The sequence below is a fragment of the Rhodococcus sp. IEGM 1351 genome (assembly GCF_030056875.1).
In the GTDB taxonomy this organism is placed as follows: Bacteria; Actinomycetota; Actinomycetes; order Mycobacteriales; family Mycobacteriaceae; genus Rhodococcus_F; species Rhodococcus_F opacus.
The window spans coordinates 1-22,621 of record NZ_JASHKU010000041.1 but is presented as its reverse complement, the minus strand read 5'-3'; the positions used below and the strand labels follow the sequence as shown (position 1 = coordinate 22,621).

Sequence of the window (22,621 nt, the reverse complement as noted above, 5' to 3'; positions counted from 1 at the left end):
GAGGAGGTCAGCCGTCCTCCCCCATCTCGGCGAGCGTCGTCCGCAGGCGATCGTTGTCTGCCGGGGTCCAGCCGTCGGGCGACAGGATTGCGCTCCACGCGTCGGCGATGTCGACGACGTACGTGTGTCCGTGCCCGTCGGGAACACCCGTCGACACCGCCATGTCGGCCGCCACCTGAAGAAAAGTCACGAACGGGAACCACTGCGTGCTGTCGAGGACGTCGTAGCCACGGTCCTCCTTCAGCCAGTCGGGCTCGCTCAGCAGGAGTTCCGGTGACCACCAGACAATCGGGTCCGATGGGTGTTGGAGATAGACCATCCGTGGCCGTCCCCACGGGGCGTCGGGGCGTGGCAGGTCCTCCGGTGCGCGTGCTCCGAAGCGGACGGTCCCGCCCTGCTCGTAGATCGGCAGCCATTCGGGCGAACCCGGATCGCGGTTCGTAGTGACGTCGGTCCATATCTCGTTCGCGTTCGGCGGCCCCGTGAACAGCACACCGTCGGTACGGGCCTCGACATCGTCGACACTGCCGAATGCACTTTCGCCCCCGAAGGATCCGAGACTCTCTCCCATGACGACGAGTTTCGGACGAGTTTCCGGTGGCAATACCTTCCACTTGTCGTACACCGCGTCGAACAACGCCTCCCCGGCCTGATGGGCACGCTCCTTGTCCACCAGGAAGGACAGCCAACTCGGCAGATAGGAGTACTGCAATCCGACCATCGCCGTGTCGCCGTTGTACATGTACTCCAGCGATGAGGCGAGACTCTCGTTGATCCACCCGGTACCGGTGGTAGTGGCCACGCCGACCACCGCACGATCGAACCCGCCGGCGCGTTCGAGTTCGTCCGCTGCCAGCTGGGCGTTCCCGCTGATCGAATCGCCGCCGCTGGCCAGCCCGGCGTAAGTCCGGATCGGCTCCACCGCGGGCCGCCCACCATTGAACGCGGACAATTCTTCGACGGTCGGGCCACGCGACATGAAGGAACGGCCCTGCCGCCCCAGCGAATCCCACGTCACGAGCGAGTCCGGTCCGCCCGAACGCAGCGACGACGTCGGTGGCTCGTCACCGGCCTTGGTCTCCTGGTTGACGGCGGCGAACGAATTGTTCAGCCCCGACATGATCACGCGCACCGCGGCGCCGTTGACGAGTGCGAACAGCAGCGCCACCACCAGTACGCCGATGACCGTCGCCGAGATCCGCCGCGGCACCACCCGGCTGATCTTGCGTTCGACCCACCACACCGCCCGCAGCAGCACCCGGGCCAGCGCCACCAACCCGACGTAGATCAGCACCGCGACGACCACCATGACGAGATAGCCGAACCACGGGAACGGTGCGGCGCTCATGATCGCCCGCAACTGCGACTGCCAATCCCAGAACCACACCAGTATCGCCGCGGTTCCGACGATTCCGATCACCGACGCGACCCGGCGCACCACCGTCTTCACACGGGTGGGCGCCTCCCGCTGCACGAGGTAGCGAACCAACTTGGAACCGAGGAATCCGATGGCGTAGCCGAACGCCGCCGATACGCCGGTGACCAATCCCTGGAAGAACGGACCGCGCGGCAGGAGTGTCGGCGTCAACGACAGCCACACGAACAGGACCGCGACCACCAGCCCCCCGAAGGCATAGCGATCCGGAAGCCAGCGGCGATACCCGGGTGGCCGGACGGGACCGGCTTCGCGCTCGGGTGCACCATCGATCACATCGTTCGGCACCTGGCAAGCGTAGCCGTCACCGAGTCGCTATCGACAGCAATCCGCAATCACATCACGTCCGGTGAACACCGAAGCCCACCTGGGATGTTCGCATTCGGACGAGTCTGCCCGGCCGACCGCCGGCGGACGCTACGCCAGTGTCTTCGTCTTGATCGCCTGGAACTCGGCGTCGGTGATCGCGCCGGAATCGAGCAGCGCCTTGGCATCCGTGATCTGCTGAGCCGGAGACTGTCCGGCGACGTCCCGGATATAGGTGTCCTGCGCTTGCCTGTGTTGCTCGGCGGCGGCCATCGACCTCTTCGCCATGCCGTCGCCCCGGGCGATCACGTACACCAGTGCCGACAGGAAGGGAACGACGAACAGCAAGAGGATCCAGATCGCCTTCACCCACCCCGACGTCTCGCGGTCCCGGAACAGGTCAGAGATGATCGCGAACAACACGGACAAGTAGGCCGCGAAGGCGAAACAGACGAAGATGAACCAGAAGAACTCCCAGAAGCCTTCCATTTTCGACGCTCCGTCCACTCGGTGTTCCGGTCAGGAGACCAGGACTCTGGCCTGGCACGATGTGCTCCTCGAAATCTCAACTAGTGGCGTCGAGCGTGTCGAGCGCGGCCAGAATGCCCTGGACGGGGATACGTCCCGAGGCCACGAGCTGCGCGCCTTCGCGCCGGAGGGCGGAGGCGAACGGTGCGGCCCAGGTGTTCTTGTAGACGAGAATGGCCCCGGAACAGCCCGGGGCGAGGACGGCAGCCGCATCCTCGAGGTCTGTTCGGTCGATCAGACCCGTCGTCGCCTCGGCGAACACCGTCACGTCCACACCGCCCTCGAACCCGAGGTCCTCGACGGCGATACCGGCGAGCGATCCGTCGGCTTCCTTGCGGACGAAGACCAGATCGAGCACCCGGATGATGTTTCGGTCGACCAGGTCGATGAGAAGCGGCAACGCCGATCCGTCGGGTCTCCGGTCGGCAGGGAACTCGACGACGAGATAGTCGATGGGTCCGAGTTCGTCGAAATCGGTGTCGTTCACTGCAGGACCTCTCTTCTGAAGACAGCAGCGACAGCCACACACGGCTTGCTGCCAGTATCACCCAGCCGGGGACGACGCCGCTAGAGAACGACGCCATCGGCGGCCGGCAACGTACTGTCGGCAAGGTCGCGTCGGGCCGCCTTCTCCACCAGGAGCGGGACGAAGTCCCGGATCCTGCAATCCGCGAAGCGCTTGTGAACGGTGCGCACGGCGTGCTCGATGTCCACGGGTGAGACGGACGGGTACCGAGTCATCAGGCGCTCGATGACCTGCTCGACCTGAAGCAACTCGTCGTCACCGATCATCGACTCATCGTCGTCCCGCTGCGAAACCGCCGTCAAGACACGAAATGGCCTCTCGAGCAACTCGGTTCGGTGTCAAGACCGTGAATATTCACGACTCTGGGATCACTCCAGTTTCCGGAGTACTGCCCGGAAATACGGTTTCACGACTACTACCACGCGGAGACGGCGGACAATGGGTGGTACCGGGCCGCCCGGCTCGCGGTAGGGAAGGGGACGGTCATGCCCGAGACAACGTCGGTCAAGCAGGGCGTCGCGGCAGGCACTTCGATCGGGGCGGCCATCATCATGGTGACCGTGGGCATCATCCAGTTCTGCCAGGGAATCGCCGCGGTCGCCGAGAACGAAGTATTCGTGTCGGGGGTGAACTACGTCTACAAGTTCGACCTGACCACGTGGGGCTGGATTCACATCGTGCTGGGTGTGCTCGTTGCGGCGGTCGGCCTCGCGCTGCTCACCGGCGCGGGATGGGCGCGGGTGTCCGCGATCGTGATCGCGGCAGTCTCCATATTCGCCAACTTCCTGTGGCTGCCGTATTACCCGTGGTGGTCGGTGCTCATCATCGCGCTCGACGTCGTGGTGATCTGGGCCGTGTCGACCTGGCAGCCGGCTCGGGTCTGAGCAGTCGGCGGCCGGGGTAGAAACCGTGGGAAAGAAGACGAAGCACGAGAAGTCCGGGCTCGACCTGCCCCGGCCAGGCGGTGCCGAGCCCGCCGCACCGATGAAGAACAAGGAGTACAGCCGCCTGCTCCGCCCACTTCACGGCGAACTCGTCGCATTACAGGAGTGGGTGAAATCGTCGGGCGCGAGAATCTGCATCGTGTTCGAGGGTCGCGACACCGCCGGGAAAGGCGGCGTCATCAAGGCGATCACCGAGCGGGTCAGTCCACGCGTGTTCCGTGTCGTCGCCCTACCCGCCCCGACGGATCGCGAGAAGTCGCAGATGTACGTGCAGCGGTACCTGCCCTATCTCCCGGCCGGCGGGGAGATCGTCATCTTCGACCGCAGTTGGTACAACCGCGCGGGCGTCGAACGGGTGATGGGCTTCTGCACCGAGGAGGAAGCTCAGCAGTTCCTCCAACTCGTCCCGACGGTCGAACGCGCGATCGTCGACTCGGGCGTCATCCTGCTGAAGTACTGGCTGGAGGTGAGCGAGGACCAGCAGACGCTGCGCCTGCAGAGCCGGATCGACGATCCGCGGAAGATCTGGAAGCTGTCGGACCTGGACCTGAAGTCGTACACCCACTGGTACGACTACTCGCGGGCACGGGACGAGATGTTCCACTTCACCGACACCGGCTGGGCGCCCTGGTACGTCGCGGTCAACGACGACAAGAAGCGCGGCCGGCTCAACATCATCAGCCATCTGCTGAGCCAGATCCCCTACGAACCCCTCGAACGCCCCGACATCACCTTGCCGGAGCGGCGGGGCCCGCACGGCTACGAGGCGCCGAGGCAACCACTGCACTGGATTCCCACCCCCTACTGAGGATCCGAGCCGAAAGGACGAGCGGTCATGGTCTCGACGGAACCCACGCAAGCGCAGACGGCCTGGCATGCCCAGGACGCCGACGCCGTCGTGTCCGCACTGGCCTCCGATCGGCAGGCGGGGCTGACGACCGGCGAAGTAGACGAACGTCGCCGACGGCACGGTCCGAACGAGATCGCCTCCGAGCCGCCGCCTTCGACGTGGTCGATCGCGTTGCTGCAGTTGAAGGACCCCATGAACCTGATGCTGGTCGCGGTGGCCGTGGTCAGCATCGTCATCGGCGAAATCCCGACGGCGATCGTGGTCGCGGTTCTCGTCGGGCTCAACATCGTGCTGGGCACACGGCAGGAAGTGAAGGCGCGCGCCAGCGTCGACGCACTGGCGAAGATGCAGACACCGCAGGCGCGGGTGGTCCGCGACGGCGCTCTGACCCAGCTCGACGCCACCGAGCTCGTGCCGGGCGACGTCGTGCAGCTCGAGGCGGGCGACATCGTCCCCGCGGACGGCCGCCTTCTCACGACGGCCACCTTGGAGACCCAGGAGGCGGCACTGACGGGTGAGAGTGCACCCGTCGCGAAGGACCCCCAGACGCTCGGCACCATCGACGTTTCTCTCGGCGACCGCAGCAACATGGGCTTCCAGAACACCTCGGTCACCCGCGGCACCGCCACCATGGTGGTCACGGAGACCGGCATGCACACCCAGATGGGTCAGATCGCGTCGATGCTCTCTGCGGTCGCGCCCAGCAAGTCTCCGCTGCAGCGCGAACTGGACTCGCTCACGAAAGTGCTCGGCGTCATCGCGTGGACTTCGGTGGCGATCATCGTGATCATCGGGGTGATTCGCGGACAGGACGTGACGACGCTGCTGCTGCTCGGCATTTCCATGGGGGTCTCCGCGATCCCGACCGGTCTGCCGACGTTCGTCCAGGCGATGCTGGCCTACGGCGCACGGCAGCTGGCCGACGCCAAAGCCATCGTGAAGAACCTCACGGACGTCGAGACGCTCGGCGCGACCAGCGTAATCAACTCGGACAAGACCGGCACGCTGACGATGAACCAGATGACCGTGCGGTCGCTGTACTTCCACTGCCGGTGGTACACCGTCGACGGTGAGGGCTACGCCAAGTCGGGGAAGATCACCCACGTCGCGGGCGAGGCGGTCCCGGATTTCACGCTGCTCGCGTACGGGTTGTGCCTCGACAGCGACGCCACGGTCTCCGGCACCGGAGAGGTCGTCGGCGACCCGACGGAGGCCGCGCTGGTGGTGCTCGCGGCGAAGATCGGTGTCGACGCCCCACTGACCCGGCGGACGTATCCGCGCGTCGCCGCCGTGCCGTTCGACTCCGCGTACAAGTTCATGGCGACGTTCCACCATCTCGAGGTCGATGGCAGAACCCAATTCGTGGAACTGGTCAAGGGCGGGCCCGACGTGGTCCTGGCGCGGTGCACGACCGCCTTCCGGCCGGGCAGGCAGGAGGTGCCGCTCGACGAGGTCCGGGAGGAACTGACGGCAGCGAACCGGACCATGTCCGAGAAGGGGCTTCGCGTGCTGGCCTTCGCGGTCCGCCGCCTCGACGGGCAGGAGGAGGCCGCGGTGGCCGACCCCATGTCCTACGTCGCGGACCTCACGTTCGTCGGCATGGTCGGGATCATCGACCCGCTTCGGCCGGAGGCGATCGAATCGGTGCGCACCGCCCACGAGGCGGGCATCGACGTCCGCATGATCACCGGCGACCACGCGATCACGGCATCCGCGATCGGCGCCGAACTCGGACTCGGACCAGGCGCGATCGGTGGTGCGGAACTGCAGGCCATGACCGATGAGGAACTGTCGGCCGCACTCCCGCATCTGCACGTGTTCGGCCGCGTCACCCCCCAGGACAAACTGCGCCTGGCCGACATCATGCAGAAGAACGGCGCCGTCGTGGCGATGACCGGGGACGCCGTCAACGACGCGGCCGCGCTGAAGAAGGCCGATATCGGCGTAGCCATGGGCTCGGGCAGCGAAGTCACCAAACAGGCGGGCAAGATGGTGCTCACCGACGATAATTTCGGGACCCTGATCACCGCGATCCGACTGGGCCGCAACATCTACGACAAGATCGTGTCCTACATCCGGTACCAGATGTCGAAACTGTTCTCGCTGGTGCTGCTATTTCTCGTCGCGAGCATTTTCGACATCAACGACGGGGTCGCGCTCACCCCGCTGATGGTGCTGTTCCAGCACTTCTTCATCACGCTGTTCCCGGTCGCCGTCATCATGCTCGACCCGCCTGCACCGGATCTGATGAACAAGCCGCCCCGCGACCCGCAGATGCCGATCGCCAACCGGAGGGCGTTCGTGCAGTGGCTGGCATACGGCGTCCTGCAGTTCGCCGTCACGCTCGCCGCGATGCTCCTCGCGCCGGGCGAGATGAGCACGACCGAGGCGAACGTTCCCATGACGACGGCGTTCGTGGTGCTGTCGTTCGGTTCCATCCTCGCCGGGCTCGTCATGCGACGCGACCCGGAATCCGGGCTCACCCCACCGATCCTCGGCGCACTGAAGATCCTCTCGATCCCGACCATCGTGACGGTGTTCGCGGTCGAGGCCGGGTTCCTCCAGGACCTCCTCATGACCACGTCGCTGACCGGCGGCCAGTGGCTCGCCTGCCTCGGGTGGTCACTGATCATCCCGATCGTCGTCGAAGCGGAGAAGGCGTTCCGGCGCCGGCGCCACCTCCACTCGGCGCCGCCCGCACCGATGACCGCCCCCGCCGCCGTCGACCCCCAGCGCGCACGCTGAGGCCGGGACCGTGTCCTGGACAGGCAGCCTCGCGCAGTTGCCGGGCATCGCGACGGCGCGGGCGTACCACCGCGAATGGCTGCGCCCCGACATCACCGCCGGGCTCGTCCTCACCGCCCTGCTCATCCCCGCCGGGATGGGGTACGCGGAAGCCGCCGGGTTGCCCGCCTACGCCGGCCTCTACGCCACGATCATCCCGCTCCTCGCGTATGCCGTGGTGGGGCCGTCGAAAATCCTCGTGCTCGGCCCGGACTCGTCGCTCGCGCCGCTCATCGCCGCGGCGGTACTGCCTCTCGCCGTGGCCGACGACCCGGAGAGCGCGCTCGCGCTCGCCGGAATCCTCGGCGTCCTCGTCGGCCTCATTCTCCTCGTCGGCGGATTCCTGCATCTCGGCTTCGTGACCGAACTGCTGTCGAAGCCCATCCGGCTCGGCTATCTCAATGCGATCGCGCTCATCGTCGTCGTCGGCCAACTGCCCAAGCTGCTCGGATTCTCCGTCGACGCGTCCGGCCTCATCGGAGAGATCGGGGAGATCGGAAAGTCCGTGGTACAGGGCAACATCGACCCCGTCGCCGCCGCAGTGGGCATCGGCTCCCTCGCCGTCATCATCGGGTTCCGCATCTGGGTGCCCCGCATCCCCGGCGTCCTCGTGGCCGTGGTCGGCGCGATCATCCTGTCCGCCGCACTCGGACTCACCGACGACATCGGGATGGTCGGCGCCCTGCCCGCCGGCCTGCCGCTGCCGTCGTTCGGCGGTGTCGACTGGGGGGACGTGGGGAACCTCGTCGGCCCCGCGGCCGGTATCGCCCTGATCGCGTTCGCCGACACAGGGGTGCTGTCCCGCACGTTCGCCGCCCGGCACGGTGAAGACGTGAACGGCAGCACGGAGATGAAGGCGGTCGGCGTGGCCAACATCGCCGGTGGACTGTTCGGCGGGTTCCCCATCTCCGCCAGCGGGTCGCGGACCCCGGTGGCCGAACAGAGCGGCGCCCGCACCCAACTCGCCTGCGTCGTCGGAGCACTCGCCGTCCTGGTCTTCGTTCTCGTCGCCCCCGGGGTCACCACGTACCTCCCCGACGCGACACTCGGGGCCGTGGTGATCGTCGCCGCCACGGCGCTGGTCGATGTGAGTGGAATGATCCGGATGTGGCGCATGAGCACCGTGGAGTTCGGCCTCGCCGTCGCGGCATTCCTCGGGGTCGCTTTGGTGGGTGTGCTGCAGGGAATCCTCGTCGCGATCGGGCTGTCCTTCGTCGCGGTGGTCGCGCAGGCCTGGCAGCCGTACCGCACGGAACTCGTCCGGACGACCGACCGCCCCGGCTTCCATGACGTCGAACGCCACCCCGGCGGCCTCCGCATCCCCGGGCTGGTGCTGGTGCGCTTCGACGCTCCCCTCTTCTTCGCCAACGGCGAGATCTTCGACGAATACGTGCGCTCGGTGGTGGCGACAGCGCCGAGCCCGGTCGAGTGGGTGATCGTGGCCGCCGAGCCGATCACCGGTCTCGACACCACCGCCGTCGACGAACTCGTCGACCTCGACACGTATCTCGAAGGGAAACAGATCCGGTTGGCGTTCGCGGAGATGAAGGGCCCGATCAAGGATCGGCTCATCCGGTTCGGGGTGGGCGACAGGTTCGACGCGACACACTTCTATCCCACCATCGACGCCGCCGTGGCCGCATTCCACAGTCGAGCCGATCACACCGCCGATCCGACCGACGACTGAACCGACCACAGGACGGGGCGCGGCGCATGGATTCCTTCTGGACGATCTTCTGGCTCGGTGCCATCGCCTTCGCGTTCCTGGCGTATCTCCTGCTGCTGTTCGCGATCAGCGCCGACCTGTTCCGCGACCACGGGACCTCGGGGTGGATGAAAGCGTTCTGGGTGTGTTTCCTGCTCCTCGTTCCGTTCGTGTCGGCACTGATCTACGTGATCCTGAAGAGCGACGGCATTGCCGAACGATCGAGAACCACCTCCCGAATTCAGTCTCGGGGCGCCGACCCGGACGGGGGGTGAGGTCGGAACGCCGTCCGCCACAGTCGAACCCAGTCGAACGCTGGTGCAGCGGGACGCACCCCGGGCCTCGTCCTGGGCACCCGCACCCGCAAGGCGTCCGGTTCGATGGTGCACCGCACCGGAGTGCGGAGCAGGAGGGATTCGCCGTCGACTCCCACGGGGATCTCCGGTGTGTCGGCGTCTACGACCACCTCCATCGACGTTTCCTGCGTCAGGCCGCGTACGTTGGTGCGGCGCAGCAGACCGACCGCCTGCCGGGTGTTCGCCACCGACAGGGTGACCGCGCCGAGGACGCCGCGATCGAGACGGTCCCGGCGGCTCAGACCCGCCAGATCACTGTTGCCGTACGGATTGTTGCTCACCAGGACCGCCTGCGGTCCCTCCACGGCAGTCTCACCGATCCGTGCGACCAATCGAGGCCCGGCGTGCCCGGTGAGCAGATCGGGGAGCAGCGTCAGCACTGTCGCGGCCTTGTCGTCGCGGTATGCGGGGCTGCGCACGATCTCGGCGTAGACCCCGAACGAGGCATTGTTGACGAAGGTTCGACCGTTGATGGTGCCGAGGTCGACGCGCAGCTCGACACCGTCCCGGAGTGCGTCCAGCGATCGGGTCGGATCGGCGCGGTCGAGTCCGAGATCCATCGCGAAGTGGTTGCGGGTTCCGGCACTGATCACGAGGAACGGCAGGTGGTGTTCGGCCGCGACCGCCGCTACGAGCGCCTGGGTCCCGTCTCCGCCCGCCACCCCCAGCAGATCGGCCCCTTTCGCGACCGCCTGCCGGGCCAGTGCGGTGACGTCGACGGTGGCCGGCCCTTCGAGCAGCACGACGTCGGCGCCCAACTCTTCGGCTCTGCGCTTCAGGTCGAATTTCGCGACCTTCCCGCCACCGGAATGCGGATTCATGATCAGGAACGGGTGCTGCGCGGGCGGGGCAGGGTATTCGGGCATGGTCATCTCCGCACGTCTGCCACGCAAAGCGGCGCGGGCGCAGACGACGGCCAGCAGAGCGAGCACATACGCGAGCAGCACCACCCACAGCAGGTGCGCGCGGATGAACAGCGTCAGCACGACGATCGGCGCGACGATCGCCACCCCCAGCGAGATCCACCTGAGCACCCCGCGCCGGGTGAGGAACCAGTACAACGCTGCCACCGTGACCACGACGCCACCGGCCCCCACGATGAGCAACGCCACGGTGCCCAGCAACCCGGCGAACAGCACGGGCACTGCCGCCGCACCGACGGCGAACACGAACGCCACACGGGCCCACCACCGCCGGCCACGGTCGCCGGTATCGGGGATGCCTGATCTGTTCACGTGACTACCCCCTCGACGGCGGCGCGTACTTCCTCACAACGGTCCGACTTCCCGTCGTAGTTCCATCTTCCGCCGTGCCCGGAGGCGATCGCAGCACATTGCACGTCTTGGGCTGCGGGTCTTCGCCAGCCGTCAAGGGCCGGTTCCCGATAGGTCGCGTGCGCGCGGTCCCGTCGAAAGATCCCGCCAGCCGACGAGCACCGTGTGCACGGCCTCGGCCCCGCGCAGCGGGTCGGGCGGTGCGGGCAGGTCGGCGGGGTAGATGAGAAACGGAGTACTCTGCGGTCCGCCCATTCCACCGTGCGACCCGACCTGCTCCTCGAACGCCGCGACCTCGTCGGTCTCGGGCCAGTACGCGCCACCGACCATGATGTCGGCAACGTTGTCGAAGGTGTCGGTGCGTCGCACCTTTGCCAGCGCGTCAGGGCCCATCACCGCGAGCGGGTTCTCGCCGGTGACCTCGCCGGTCGTCACGTCGACCTGGCCGTGGGGTCCGAAAACCACGGACCCGCCCGGGGCGGCAACGAGCAGGAAGCCGACCCCGGGATGCTCGCGCAGCCCGGTGAGCAGCCCGGGATGGGCAGCCTCGATGGCATTTACATCGGCGCGGCCGGGCAGGTGCGGGAAGTAGACCAGACCGAGATTGCCGGAGCCGAGCACGATCGGCTCGCCTGCAGAGGCGTGGGCCTCCTCGCCGGCAGTCGGCGAGTGCACGCTCGCTGCGGCGTAGCCGCGCCCCTCAGCCCCGGGCTGGTGGGAGACGCCGGATTCGCGCTCGTACCAGTGGCGCTTCACCGCCGCCGGTTCGCGCTGTGTGGCGAGCCGGATAACCAACTGCCCCAAAGTTTCCCCGTACCGTTGCAGGAAGGTCGCACCCTGACTCTGCCCGTGATCGGACAACACGACGACGCGGTAGGGCCGATCGGCCTGCTCCACCACGGCGAGCACCATCTCGACGACGTCGTCGAGTTTGGTCAGCACCGCAAGGGTCTCCGGCCGGGAAATGCCCGAGTGATGTGACACCTCGTCATAGCCGATCAGGTCGACGTAGACCACACTGCGTCCCTTGATCAGATCGCCGACCACCGCGGCGACGGCGACGTCGGTGGCGAGCACGGTCGCGAACGCCCGCACGAACGGATAGACCCCGCCCCGCGGCACCCGCGGCTGGATGTCCTTTCGCTTCTGCCGCAGTGACTGGCGTAGTTCCCGTTGCAGTTCCGCGAACATCCGGATGAACGTGCGCAGCGCGCTCGCCGGGTCGGCGAAATAGTCGCTGTAGCCGGCACCGCCGCCGAGGCGGGCGCCGCGCATGCGACTGACGACGAGCACGTTGTCGTGCGCGCCGCCGGTGAACAGGTTGCCGCGGCTCGCACCGTCGTGCGCCAGCAGGCCGGGAATGTCCGTTCGTTCGAGTTCGCGCTGCTCGTTGTCGGCCGGGTTGCTGAACACCGAAATACGCTCGGTCGTCTTGTCGTACCAGCGAAACGCCGGCACGTTGTGGTTGGAACCGTGCAGCACGCCCAGCTGGGTCGCACCCGTCTGACTGCTCCAGTCGGTGTGCCACGGCACCAGCCGGTGGGTCTCGCGCACCAACTTCGCCAGCCCGGGCGTCACGCCGTCGGCGATCGCACGACGCAGCACGTCGTAACCGAGGCCGTCGATCTGGATACACAAAAGCCCCGGGGTCGCGTCCACGAGGGCGGCGTTGCGACGCAACCGGAACCGCTGTCGGCGCACCTGCATCAGTCGGTACGCGGTATCGGAGCGGGACGCGATCGCGCCCGACACCACGGAGGTGAACAGCGAGAGCAGCGCCGCGAGGACGAATGCATCGCTCAGCTGGTCCACCGACGCGACCGGTACCAGGTACAGCGTCAACAGCATGATCAGTCCGCCGGCGAGGAATACCCCGACGAACAGCAGCACCGGGCCGATCCACGACATGAACCGCATGATCACCGGCCACAGCGCGGCGTTGAGCAGGCCGAACACCAACGCGAGCACCAGCGCGGCCGGGAGTGCCGGTAGCGGAGCGAAGCTCGACCGGTCCAGGGCGATGCCGCCGAGGATGCGGTCGAGCACGATGAGCGCGAGCGCCGACGACCCCCAGAGCACGAAGAACTCGACGAGCACCCGCACCACGCCGCCCACCGTGCGCATCGCACCGCCTTTCGTCATCTGGAATCGTAAGGGTGTGAGCGCAACGCCGTGGCCGGATGCCGCCGCAGCCGGTGTGCGCTGGCTCGGACATGCCAGCGCGCTGATCGTGGACCGCGGGACGGTCGTCCTGACCGATCCGGTGCTGACCGACCGCGTCGCGCACCTACGCCGCCGACGAGGCCCCGCGCCGACCGGACCGCACGTGCGTAACCCGGACGCCGTCCTGCTCTCGCACCTGCACGCCGACCATGCCCATCTGCCGTCGCTGCGGCTGCTCGATCCGGACGTCCCGATCGTGGCCCCGTGGCGGGCGGTCGACGGCCTGCCCGCGCTGCGCCAGTTCGCCGACCGCCTGGTGCTGCTGCGGCCCGGCGACGAGACGAGGATCGGCAAGGTCACCGTGCGCGCCGTGCCCGCCCGACACGACGGACGGCGCTGGCGGCGCGGCCCGGAGCTCGCGCCCGCGATCGGGTACGTCGTCGAGGGGGACCGGCGGTCCTATTTTGCCGGTGACACCGACCTGTACCCGGATCTCGCCGACCACGTCGGCCCCGTGGACCTCGCGCTGCTACCCGTCGGGGGCTGGGGTCCGACACTCGGCAAGGGTCACCTCGACCCGTCTCGGGCCGCGGTCGTCGCGCGTCTGGTGGAGGCGGGACTGGCGGTGCCGATCCACTACGGCACACTGTGGCCGGTCGGCCTCGACGCCGTGCGCCCCCGGTTGTTCTTCGGTCCGGGCGCCGAGTTCGTCCACCACGCCGAGCGGGCGGGTGTCGTTGCGGTGGAGTTGCACCCGGGTGACGAACTCGGCGTGTGAACTCGGTTGCCCTGGAACCCTGACGGTCGACGGGTCTTTGCGCTCCGGAGTACAAAGACGGCCAATGTGCTCTGGTCGGCTCCTCGATCGGCGAAACTGGAAGATGGCGACTTCAGTTCGAACCAATCGCCGAGAAGGTGGTGATCTGGGAGGTCTCGACCTGGGACCCCGAACGGATCCGAGCGCAGCCGACGACGAGAAACGGGCGGTGACGGTGGCCGAGGACGGCGTGCGAAGTCTCTCCCGACGTGCGCGGGTGCGTGTGCTGGTGCCGGCGGTGCTGCGCCCGGTGTGCGCCACGGTGGTGCTGGTGAGCGCATATTTCCTGCTGCCCTTCACCACGGTGGACAACCTGCGCACCGTGTCCATGGTGATCGGCGGTCTCGCTGTGGTCTGCGCGGTGTACGTCTGGCAGATCCGCAGGGTGCTGCGGGCCGAGTACCCGGTCGCGCAGGCAGTAGAGGCGTTGGCCGTCACCGTGGGGGTCTACCTCGTCGCCTACGCGACGACGTACTTTCTGCTCTCGTACTCGGGGCCGGACAACTTCGACGAAGCCCTGACCCGCCTCGACGCTCTCTATTTCACCTTGACGGTGTTCGCCACGGTCGGGTTCGGTGACATCGTGGCCACCACGGAGGCCGCGCGGGCGGTGGTGTCGGCACAGATCATCGGCAATCTGATCCTGATCTCGTTGGGCATCCGTGTGCTGACGGCCTCGGTTCGCTGGCGGCGGAACCCCGGGATCGCCCGTGACTCGTCGGCGCAGTGACAACGGAACGCGAGCCGGCACTCGACGGGTTGCGACCTAGAGCCGCTCCTCGTAGCCCGGCTTCCATGTCGCGACAGCCCAGATCACGAACACGTCCAGCACGATCATCACGACCGACCACCACGGGTAGTGGGGCAGCCACAGGAAATTGGCGAGGAGGGAGAGAGCACAGATCACCATGGCGCCGACACGGGCCCAGGTCGCCCCGGTGAACAACATGACACCGACGGCCGCAACGATCACACCGAGCACCAGGTGAATCCAGCCCCACGCGGTCGTGTCGAACTGGTAAATGTACTCGGGACCAGCGACGACGAGGTCGTCCTTCATGAGCGCCGAGACGCCCGAGAGCACATGGAGAATTCCGATAGTGAGCAAAACTATCGCAGCCACCATGGACGTCGCGGCCGCGACCCCCTGCTTGACCAACGACTCGTCGGACATCGCGATCCCCTTCCCGGACATACATTGGCCTGCAAATATTTTCCGTCGCCGCGTAGAGCGAGGTCAATACGCATACGTCCGGGCATCTTCCAGACAAAGGGTGAACCGACGGGGGATACTTACTTACGCCAGTTCATTTCGTACGGTGACGAAAGAGGAACGGTCATGTCCGATGAATCGCTGGTCAAGCAAGGTGTGGCAAAGGGAACGTCGATGGGCGGGGCGGTTCTTCTCGTCACCGTCGGCGTGCTCGAGTTCTTTCAGGGGATCTCCGCGATAGCCAAGGACGACGTGATCGTCGTCGGCATCGAGTACACCTACCAATTCGACGTCACTACCTGGGGATGGATTCATCTCGTGCTCGGCGTGATCGTTGCGGCCGTCGGTGTGGCACTGTTCACCGGGGCCACCTGGGCACGTGTCGGCGCGATGGTGCTGTGCGCCTTGTCGATCTTCGTCAACTTCCTGTGGCTGCCCTACTACCCCGTGTGGGCAATCACGATCATCGCGCTGAACGCCGTCGTGATCTGGGCGGTCGCCACCTGGAACCCCGAAGTGATCTGATCCGCAATGGAAGACGGCACGAGCACCGGCCCACTCGACAAGGACGAACGCACCGAACTCCTCCGGTTGCGCGACGAGGTGGCGACGCTGCGCGGACAGGCCGCGGGCGCCGCCGCCGGTGTTCCCACAGAACCGGTCGCCCGCCCACCCCGGAACGGATTGCGCTGGACGGCCGTCACGATTCTGCTGGTCCTGGTCGCCGTTCTCGCACTCGCGTCGGTCACCGCACGCTTCACGAGAAGTCAGATCCTCGACACCGACCGCTACGTGAGCACGGTCGCCCCCCTCGGTGCGAATCCGGCCCTCCAGGCGGACATCACGAACCAGATCACCGACGAGATCTTCACCCGAGTCGACGTCGAGGGGCTCACCAAGGACGCACTCGAGGCACTGACCGACGTCTCGAATCTCGCAGCGAACGCTCCCCGGCTGGACGCGGCCGTGGTCGGCCTCGCACCGGTGATCACCAGCCAGGCAAAGAACTTCGTCCACGACACCGTCAGCTCGCTCGTGCAGTCCCAACAGTTCGAGGACCTCTGGATCCAGGCGAACCGTTCGGCGCACAACGCGCTGGTGGCGGTGATGACCGGGAACTACGGTCTCAGCTCGGTGGAGGTCGACCAGAGCGGCACCGTCAGCATCTCTCTGGGCACCGTCATCGACAATGTGAAGGCCGCGCTGACCGAGCGAGGTTTCGCGTTCGCCGACAAGATCCCCGCGGTCGACAAACAATTCGTGCTGTTCCAGTCCCCCGAACTGGTGAAGGCGCAGCGCGCAGTCAATGCTCTCGACAAGGCGTCGGCCATCCTGCCGTGGCTGGGAATCGCCTGCGCCGCCGCCGCGGTCGCCGTCGCCCCCAGTGGCCGACGGCTGCGCGCGCTCTCCCTCGCCGGCCTGTCCATCGCCCTGGGAATGCTCGTCCTCGCGATCGGGATTCTCGTCGGACGCGCCATCTACCTCGACAGCGTCCCACCCGACATCCTGTCGCCCGACGCGGCGGCAGCGGTCATCGACACCGTCCTGGTACCGCTGCGGACAAGTCTGCGTGCGGTCGCGGTCCTCGGTCTGGTGATCGCGATCGGCGCCTTCCTCATCGGCGGCTCGTCGTCCGCGACCGCCGTGCGTCGCGGCTATGGGCAGGCACTGGACTTCGCCCGCAAGTCCGGCGCCGGCCGACCGCCGAACGAAGTGGAACGGTGGGCGTACCAACTCCGAATTCCGCTGCGCTGCGCCATCATCGGCGTCGCAGCTCTGCTGCTGATGTTCTGGCGCTACCCCACCGGACTGGTCGTGTTGTGGATCGTGTTCATTGCCCTCCTCGTGCTCGCGGCACTCGAACTGCTCATCCGCCCGGCCCGCACAACCACCGCGGAGGACAGCGGGACGAAGGAGGACTCGGGATCTACGCCGGTGCCGTCGTCTTGAGCGCCCGGACCCGAAACGTTCTGCGATACGCCGACGGTGGGACGCCGAGCACGGCGCCCATGTGCTGACGCAGTGACACCGCCGTCCCGAATCCGACCTCACGGGCGATGACGTCGACGGACAGGTCGGTGGTCTCGAGGAGTTGCCGCGCGCGGTCGACCCGGTGAGTGATCAGCCAGCGGTTCGGGGTGGTGCCGACCTCTTCACCGAACCGCCGTGTGAACGTGCGGACGCTCATGTTCGAGTGCGCGGCCATTCGGCTCAGCGTCAGTGACTCACCCAGCCGATCCAGCGCCCAGTCCCGGGTGGCCGCGGTGGACTCGGCCGTGGTCTCCGGGATCGGCCGCTCGATGTACTGCGCCTGCCCGCCGTCGCGCCACGGTGGGACGACGCATCGGCGCGCCACCTGATTGGCGACGCCGGAGCCGTGGTCGCGGCGCACGATGTGGAGGCAGAGGTCGAGTCCGGCCGCGACGCCTGCCGACGTGAGGATGTGCCCCTCGTCGACGAACAGCACGTCGGGATCGACGCGGACCTGCGGATAGGTGCGCTGGAAATGTTCGGCGTTGCGCCAGTGTGTGGTGGCACGCAGTCCGTCGAGGAGCCCCGCGGCGGCGAGGATGTAGGAGCCGGTGCAGATGGAGACGTAGCGCGTGCCGGGCCGGACGAAGGAGAGAGCCGCCTCCAGGTTCGGGGGCAGATGCCCGTCGTCGTAGGCCGGGCCGAGTTCGTAGGACGCGGGGATCACCACCGTGTCCGCCTCGGCCAGCAATTCGGGCCCGTGATCGACGGACACCGAGAAATCGGCGTCCGAACGCACAGGCCGTCCGTCCGCCGTGCAGGTCTGCACGTCGTACAGCGGATTTCCGTCGGCGTCGTGCGCTCGGCCGAAGACCCTCGACGGAATGCCGAGTTCGAACGGGATCACACCGTCCAGGGCGAGCACGACCACCCGATGACGTTCAGCCCTGGCCAGATTCTTTCGCATGTTGTCATTCTGGCAGCTTTCCCCGGGCGGGGCACACCCACCAGACTTGCCTGGTGACTTCCGAGATCGCGCCGCCCGGCCCGCCCGCGCCGCTCACCGACACGCGCCCGCCGCGCCTCCACTACGCCTGGCTGGTCGCCGCCGTCGCGTTCCTCGCCCTCGTGGGGGCCGCCAGTTTCAGGGCGGCGCCCTCGATCCTGATCGACCCCCTGCACGAGAACTTCGGCTGGTCGCGGGCAAGCATTTCCGCCGCAGTGTCGATCAACCTGGTGCTGTACGGGCTGACCTCGCCGTTCGCGGCGGCGCTCATGGAACGCTTCGGCATGCGGCGGGTGGTGACCGCGGCGCTGGTCCTGGTGTCCGCCGGCAGCGGACTGACCGTCTTCATGACCGCCACCTGGCAACTCGTGCTGCTGTGGGGCGTGCTCGTGGGGCTGGGTACCGGGTCGATGGCGCTCGCCTTCGTGGCCACCGTCGTCGACCGCTGGTTCGTCACCCGCCGCGGCCTCGTGACCGGCATCCTCACCGCGGGCAGCGCCGCCGGACAGTTGGTGTTCCTGCCGATTCTCGCAATGGTCGCCGAGCACTACAACTGGCAGACCGTGGCGCTGACGGTGTCGTTCGCGGCCCTCGCCGTCGTGCCGCTGGTCCTCGCATTCCTGCGCAACCGGCCGTCCGACGTCGGGACGGTGCCGTACGGCGCCGGACCCGACTACGTCGCGGCCCCACCCGCCCCGACCGGGCGCGGCGGCGCGGCGGGCCGGGCCGTGACGGTGCTGGTGTCGGCGGCGCGGACCCGGGTGTTCTGGCTGCTGGCCGGCACGTTCGCCATCTGCGGGGCGAGCACCAACGGACTCGTCGGAACCCACTTCGTCCCGGCCGCGCACGACCACGGCATGCCGGTGACGGCGGCGGCGAGCCTGCTGGCGGTGATCGGGATCTTCGACGTGATCGGCACCATCGCGTCGGGGTGGTTCACCGACCGGTTCGATTCACGCAAGCTCCTCGGCATCTACTACCTACTGCGCGGGATCTCGCTGATGCTGCTGCCGATCCTGTTCGCGAACACCGTGCACCCGCCGATGATCGCGTTCGTCATCTTCTACGGACTCGACTGGGTGGCGACCGTACCCCCGACGGTCGCACTGTGCCGCAGACATTTCGGCGGCGACGCACCCATCGTGTTCGGCTGGGTGCTGGCGTCGCACCAGATCGGCGCCGGCATCGTGGCGTTCCTCGCGGGACTGGTGCGCGACCAGTTCGGCGGCTACGACTCCGCGTTCTACGTCGCGGGCGGACTGTGCGCGATCGCCGCCGTCATGTCTCTGGCCATCGCCGCGAGACCCCGCACAATGGCGGCCGAGCACGGTTGACCTGCCCCGAAACCACTCCCCCGAGCGGTCCCGGTTCCTAAGATCGATACATGGCAGCTCAGCGCGCATCGGACGAGGTCATTGACCGCTCCAAAATCGAGAATCGGGCTCCGTCGGTAGCCGCATTGTTCGTGGATCGGGTGGCCCACTCACCCAACCGCGAAGCGTTCCGACACGTCGACGCGGCGGACCCGAAGAAGTGGTCCAGCGTCACCTGGTCCGAGGCGGGCGACCGTGTGCGCAACCTCGCGGCCGGACTCATCGTCCTCGGCGTGCAGGCCGAGCAGCGGGTGGCGCTGGCTTCCGCCACCCGCTACGAGTGGGTGCTCGCCGACCTGGCCGTCATGTGCGCCGGCGCGGCCACCACCACGGTGTATCCCACCACCACCGCAGGCGACGTCGCCTACATCGTCGCCAACTCCGGCAGCTGCATCGTTTTCGCCGAGGACCACGCGCAGCTCGCCAAACTGCGCGAGGAGCGCAGCGAACTCGGTGCCGTCGAGAAGGTCGTCCTGATCGACGGCGACCCCGGAGACGACGACTGGGTGATCACGTTCGACCAGTTACACGACCTCGGCGAAGAACTGCTCGCCGAGACACCCGACGCCGTGCACGACCGGATCGAGGCGATCGGCCCCGACGACCTCGCCACCCTGATCTACACGTCCGGCACCACCGGCAGGCCGAAAGGTGTGCGGCTGTCGCACTCCGCATGGACGTACGTGGCGGCCGCCATCGACGCCACCGGCATCCTCGACGCCGACGACCTGCAATACCTCTGGCTCCCGCTGTCCCACGTGTTCGGGAAGGTCTTGCTCACCCTGCCCCTGCAGATCGGCTTCGCGACGGCGGTCGACGGGCGCGTCGACAAGATCGTCGAGAACCTCGCGGTGGTCAAACCTACGTTCATGGGCGCGGCACCCCGCATCTTCGAGAAGGCGCACGCGCGGATCGTCTCCACGGTGCGCGAGGAAGGTGGGGTGAAGGAGAAGATCTTCGACTGGGCCATCGGCGTCGGGCTGAGGGTGTCGAAGGCCAAGCAGGCGGGCAAGAGTCCGTCGCTACTCGACTCGGTCCAGCACGCCGTCGCGGATCGGCTGGTGTACAGCACGATTCGCGAACGGTTCGGTGGACGCCTGAAGTTCTTCATCTCCGGTTCCGCAGCACTCAATCGTGATGTCGCGCAATGGTTCGACGCCGTCGGCATCGTCGTCCTCGAAGGGTACGGACTGTCCGAGACCAGTGCCGCATCGTTCGTCAACCGCCCGTCGGCCTACCGGTTCGGTACCGTCGGCTGGGCCATCCCGGGCACCGAGACCAGGATCGGCGACGACGGCGAAATCCTCATCAAGGGTCCCGGCGTCATGAGCGGATACCACGAGAACCCCGAAGCCACGGCCGAAGCGCTCACCGATGACGGCTGGTTCCGCACCGGCGACATCGGCGAAATGGACGAGGACGGCTACCTACGGATCACCGACCGCAAGAAGGACATGTTCAAGACGTCCAACGGCAAATACGTCGCACCCTCCGCCGTGGCGGCCACGTTCAAGGGCATCTGCCCCTACGTCGGTGAACTCATCGTCGACGGCGAAGGGAAGTCGTACTGCGTCGCCCTGATCTCCCTCGACGCGGAATCGATCGGCGAATGGGCAGAGAATCACGGGCTGGGCGGCAAATCGTTCGCCGAGATCGCGAACGCCCAGGAAACCCGCAACCTGATCGGCGGTTACGTCGAGGAACTCAACGCCGGACTGAACCGGTGGGAGCAGATCAAGAAGTTCCGCATCCTCGACCGGGAACTCACCGTCGAGAACGGCGAGATCACACCGAGCATGAAGCTCAAGCGCAAGGTCGTGATGACCAATTTCTCCGACGAACTCGAAGATCTCTACAACTGAGTTGACCCTCACGCGACGTAAGGCTGCACGGTAGAGGACGTGAGCGAGAAACACACGGTCGGCGTGGTCGCCAGGCTGGTCGGAGTGAGCGTACGCACTCTGCACCACTACGACGAGATCGGCCTGGTCGCACCGTCCGACCGCACAACCGGTGGGTACCGCAGCTATTCGGACGCCGACGTGGAACGTCTGCACCGCGTGCTGACGTACCGCGAACTGGGCTTCCCCCTCGAGGAGATCGCAGCCCTCCTCGACGACCCGGACGTCGATGCCCTCGCGCATCTACGGCGACAGCACGCGTTGCTGAGCGAACGGATCGATCGCTTACACGATATGGCTGCTGCCGTGGAGAAGATGATGGAGGCGAAAAGCATGGGCATTCAGCTCACCCCCGAAGAGCAGAACGAAATCTTCGGCGACAACTGGCCGGGCGAGGAGTACGCCGCCGAGGCCGAAGAGCGCTGGGGCGACACCGACGCGTGGAAGCAGTCCCAGCAGCGGTCCGCGAAGATGAGCAAGGAAGACTGGAAGCGAATCAAGGCCGAGGGAGACGCATTCGAGGCGTCGCTCGCGCAAGCGATGGCCGACGGTGTCGAACCCGGGTCCGATCGGGCCAACGCACTCGCCGAGGAACACCGCGCCGGCATCGAACGGTTCTACGACTGCGATCACGCAATGCAGGTGAACCTCGCCGAGATGTACCTCGCCGACGACCGCTTTCGCCGGCACTACGACGACGTCGCCCCCGGTCTGGCGCAGTACGTCCGGGACGTCATCGTCGCGAATGCGGAGCAGCAGTAGCGGGAACAGAGCGAACTCGACCACGCACCGTCGTCGAGTTCGCTCCGTTTGTCAGCACTATCCTGAAACCATGTCCGATGCGCAGCGTCCCAGCCCCAGTCAGTACGTCGGGTATCTCTTCGGTCGCACGCTGCCCGATTCGATGCAGGACTGGGTCCGCAACGACCTCGTCGGGCCGGGAGCCTCGGTGCGGTACGTCCTCCGTTTCATGCTTCCCGTCGTCGCGGTGCTGGCGTTGTTCCTCCTCATCCCTGGTCCGATCTGGATTCCGCTGGCGATGATGGCCCTCCTGCTGCTCCCGCTGCTCTACTTTGCGGTCGCGCTGATGAACATCTACCGTCGCCACCGTCTGCTCAGTCACGGCCTCGATCCGGACCTCCTGGGCGCGAAGGCGCAGCGTCGCGCCGACCGCACGCGCGAGGACTACGAGCGCCGCCACGGCCGCACCGAGGACCAGTAGCAGCAGCGTGATGCATCACACTCTCGCTTCGAGGGTGACGCAGCGCACGTGAACGATCGATAAGTAATGCGTTAAAGTGGCGGCGTCCGAGTGGGTAATCCCACGAACCGCGTACCCCACAGGGTGCAGCGCTGGTTCCGACAGCCTCGACGGGAAGAGCAGTCATAGATGACAGTCACAGATTCGGCGGTCACGCCCGATATTCACACGACGGCGGGAAAGCTCGCCGACCTGCGTAATCGTCAGG

The 22,621-nt window shown here is 66.9% G+C and carries 21 protein-coding genes; 13 read left to right on the top strand and 8 right to left on the bottom strand.

All coding sequences use genetic code 11. From position 1 onward, the window contains the following. Positions 1-7: 7 nt before the first annotated feature. The 4 genes from QM806_RS38140 to QM806_RS38125 all read right to left on the bottom strand — a co-directional run bounded on the left by QM806_RS38140 (position 8) and on the right by QM806_RS38125 (position 3,061). Positions 8-1,723: an alpha/beta hydrolase gene (locus QM806_RS38140; protein ID WP_054246620.1), complete on the bottom strand. Its 1,716-nt coding sequence runs from the start codon at positions 1,721-1,723 to the stop codon at positions 8-10. A gap of 129 nt (positions 1,724-1,852) precedes the next feature. Next, complete coding sequence (locus QM806_RS38135; RefSeq protein WP_054246621.1) at positions 1,853-2,230, bottom strand: SHOCT domain-containing protein; 378 nt, start codon at positions 2,228-2,230, stop codon at positions 1,853-1,855. 76 nt (positions 2,231-2,306) lie between these two features. Further along, positions 2,307-2,756: a DUF6325 family protein gene (locus tag QM806_RS38130; protein WP_283294858.1), complete on the bottom strand. Its 450-nt coding sequence runs from the start codon at positions 2,754-2,756 to the stop codon at positions 2,307-2,309. Between the two features lie 80 nt (positions 2,757-2,836). After that, positions 2,837-3,061: a three-helix bundle dimerization domain-containing protein gene (locus QM806_RS38125; RefSeq protein ID WP_054246627.1), complete on the bottom strand. Its 225-nt coding sequence runs from the start codon at positions 3,059-3,061 to the stop codon at positions 2,837-2,839. 219 nt (positions 3,062-3,280) lie between these two features. On the opposite strand from QM806_RS38125, the gene QM806_RS38120 reads away from it, so the two are divergent. From QM806_RS38120 to QM806_RS38100, 5 genes are read left to right on the top strand one after another with little or no spacing between them, the layout of a single operon-like run. Continuing rightward, positions 3,281-3,679 carry a DUF7144 family membrane protein gene (locus tag QM806_RS38120; protein WP_054246623.1) on the top strand — a complete coding sequence of 133 codons (399 nt, stop codon included), beginning with the start codon at positions 3,281-3,283 and terminating at the stop codon, positions 3,677-3,679. A gap of 25 nt (positions 3,680-3,704) precedes the next feature. Beyond that, positions 3,705-4,547 (top strand): polyphosphate kinase 2, encoded by an 843-nt coding sequence (gene ppk2 / locus QM806_RS38115; RefSeq protein ID WP_054246624.1) that lies wholly within the window; start codon positions 3,705-3,707, stop codon positions 4,545-4,547. Positions 4,548-4,574: 27 nt separating this feature from the next. Beyond that, a complete protein-coding gene (locus tag QM806_RS38110) occupies positions 4,575-7,334 on the top strand; it encodes a cation-translocating P-type ATPase (RefSeq protein ID WP_064080061.1) in 2,760 nt (919 codons plus the stop codon). Positions 7,335-7,344: 10 nt separating this feature from the next. Further along, positions 7,345-9,060, top strand: a complete 1,716-nt coding sequence (locus tag QM806_RS38105) for a SulP family inorganic anion transporter (protein WP_054248660.1) — start codon at positions 7,345-7,347, stop codon at positions 9,058-9,060. Between the two features lie 26 nt (positions 9,061-9,086). Then, positions 9,087-9,353 carry a hypothetical protein gene (locus QM806_RS38100; protein WP_005257658.1) on the top strand — a complete coding sequence of 89 codons (267 nt, stop codon included), beginning with the start codon at positions 9,087-9,089 and terminating at the stop codon, positions 9,351-9,353. On the opposite strand, the gene QM806_RS38095 is transcribed toward QM806_RS38100, so the two are convergent. Then, positions 9,320-10,669, bottom strand: a complete 1,350-nt coding sequence (locus tag QM806_RS38095; protein ID WP_005566722.1) for a diacylglycerol/lipid kinase family protein — start codon at positions 10,667-10,669, stop codon at positions 9,320-9,322. The two genes, QM806_RS38100 and QM806_RS38095, sit on opposite strands and share 34 nt — an antisense overlap. A gap of 132 nt (positions 10,670-10,801) precedes the next feature. Next, the gene (locus tag QM806_RS38090; protein ID WP_269592368.1) at positions 10,802-12,832 is read right to left on the bottom strand and encodes a phage holin family protein; all 2,031 of its coding nucleotides are present in this window, start codon (positions 12,830-12,832) and stop codon (positions 10,802-10,804) included. Positions 12,833-12,866: 34 nt separating this feature from the next. Here QM806_RS38090 and QM806_RS38085 point away from each other — a divergent pair, with 34 nt between their 5' ends. Both QM806_RS38085 and QM806_RS38080 read left to right on the top strand, forming a co-directional pair. Continuing rightward, on the top strand, positions 12,867-13,649 hold the full coding sequence (locus tag QM806_RS38085; RefSeq protein WP_283294856.1) for an MBL fold metallo-hydrolase: 783 nt from the start codon (positions 12,867-12,869) through the stop codon (positions 13,647-13,649). Positions 13,650-13,857: 208 nt separating this feature from the next. Next, the gene (locus tag QM806_RS38080) at positions 13,858-14,418 is read left to right on the top strand and encodes a potassium channel family protein (RefSeq protein WP_283294854.1); all 561 of its coding nucleotides are present in this window, start codon (positions 13,858-13,860) and stop codon (positions 14,416-14,418) included. A gap of 36 nt (positions 14,419-14,454) precedes the next feature. Here the strand turns inward: QM806_RS38080 and QM806_RS38075 are convergent, their stop codons facing one another. Then, a complete protein-coding gene (locus QM806_RS38075) occupies positions 14,455-14,862 on the bottom strand; it encodes a DUF7144 family membrane protein (RefSeq protein ID WP_005566719.1) in 408 nt (135 codons plus the stop codon). Between the two features lie 165 nt (positions 14,863-15,027). On the opposite strand from QM806_RS38075, the gene QM806_RS38070 reads away from it, so the two are divergent. Continuing rightward, a complete protein-coding gene (locus tag QM806_RS38070; RefSeq protein WP_005257648.1) occupies positions 15,028-15,426 on the top strand; it encodes a DUF7144 family membrane protein in 399 nt (132 codons plus the stop codon). A 6-nt stretch (positions 15,427-15,432) separates the two neighbouring features. Then, positions 15,433-16,851, top strand: a complete 1,419-nt coding sequence (locus QM806_RS38065; RefSeq protein ID WP_005566718.1) for a hypothetical protein — start codon at positions 15,433-15,435, stop codon at positions 16,849-16,851. Here the strand turns inward: QM806_RS38065 and QM806_RS38060 are convergent. Continuing rightward, on the bottom strand, positions 16,829-17,839 hold the full coding sequence (locus QM806_RS38060; RefSeq protein WP_054248659.1) for a GlxA family transcriptional regulator: 1,011 nt from the start codon (positions 17,837-17,839) through the stop codon (positions 16,829-16,831). The genes QM806_RS38065 and QM806_RS38060 overlap by 23 nt on opposite strands. 53 nt (positions 17,840-17,892) lie before the next feature. Here QM806_RS38060 and QM806_RS38055 point away from each other — a divergent pair, with 53 nt between their 5' ends. The 4 genes from QM806_RS38055 (at position 17,893) to QM806_RS38040 (ending at position 22,374) form a co-directional block, all read left to right on the top strand. Beyond that, the gene (locus tag QM806_RS38055) at positions 17,893-19,212 is read left to right on the top strand and encodes an MFS transporter (protein ID WP_120660024.1); all 1,320 of its coding nucleotides are present in this window, start codon (positions 17,893-17,895) and stop codon (positions 19,210-19,212) included. Between the two features lie 50 nt (positions 19,213-19,262). Beyond that, the gene (locus QM806_RS38050) at positions 19,263-21,113 is read left to right on the top strand and encodes an AMP-dependent synthetase/ligase (RefSeq protein WP_054248905.1); all 1,851 of its coding nucleotides are present in this window, start codon (positions 19,263-19,265) and stop codon (positions 21,111-21,113) included. Between the two features lie 39 nt (positions 21,114-21,152). Beyond that, complete coding sequence (locus QM806_RS38045; RefSeq protein ID WP_005573056.1) at positions 21,153-21,914, top strand: MerR family transcriptional regulator; 762 nt, start codon at positions 21,153-21,155, stop codon at positions 21,912-21,914. Between the two features lie 70 nt (positions 21,915-21,984). Continuing rightward, a complete protein-coding gene (locus tag QM806_RS38040) occupies positions 21,985-22,374 on the top strand; it encodes a DUF5313 family protein (RefSeq protein ID WP_005573055.1) in 390 nt (129 codons plus the stop codon). Positions 22,375-22,621: the final 247 nt, after the last annotated feature.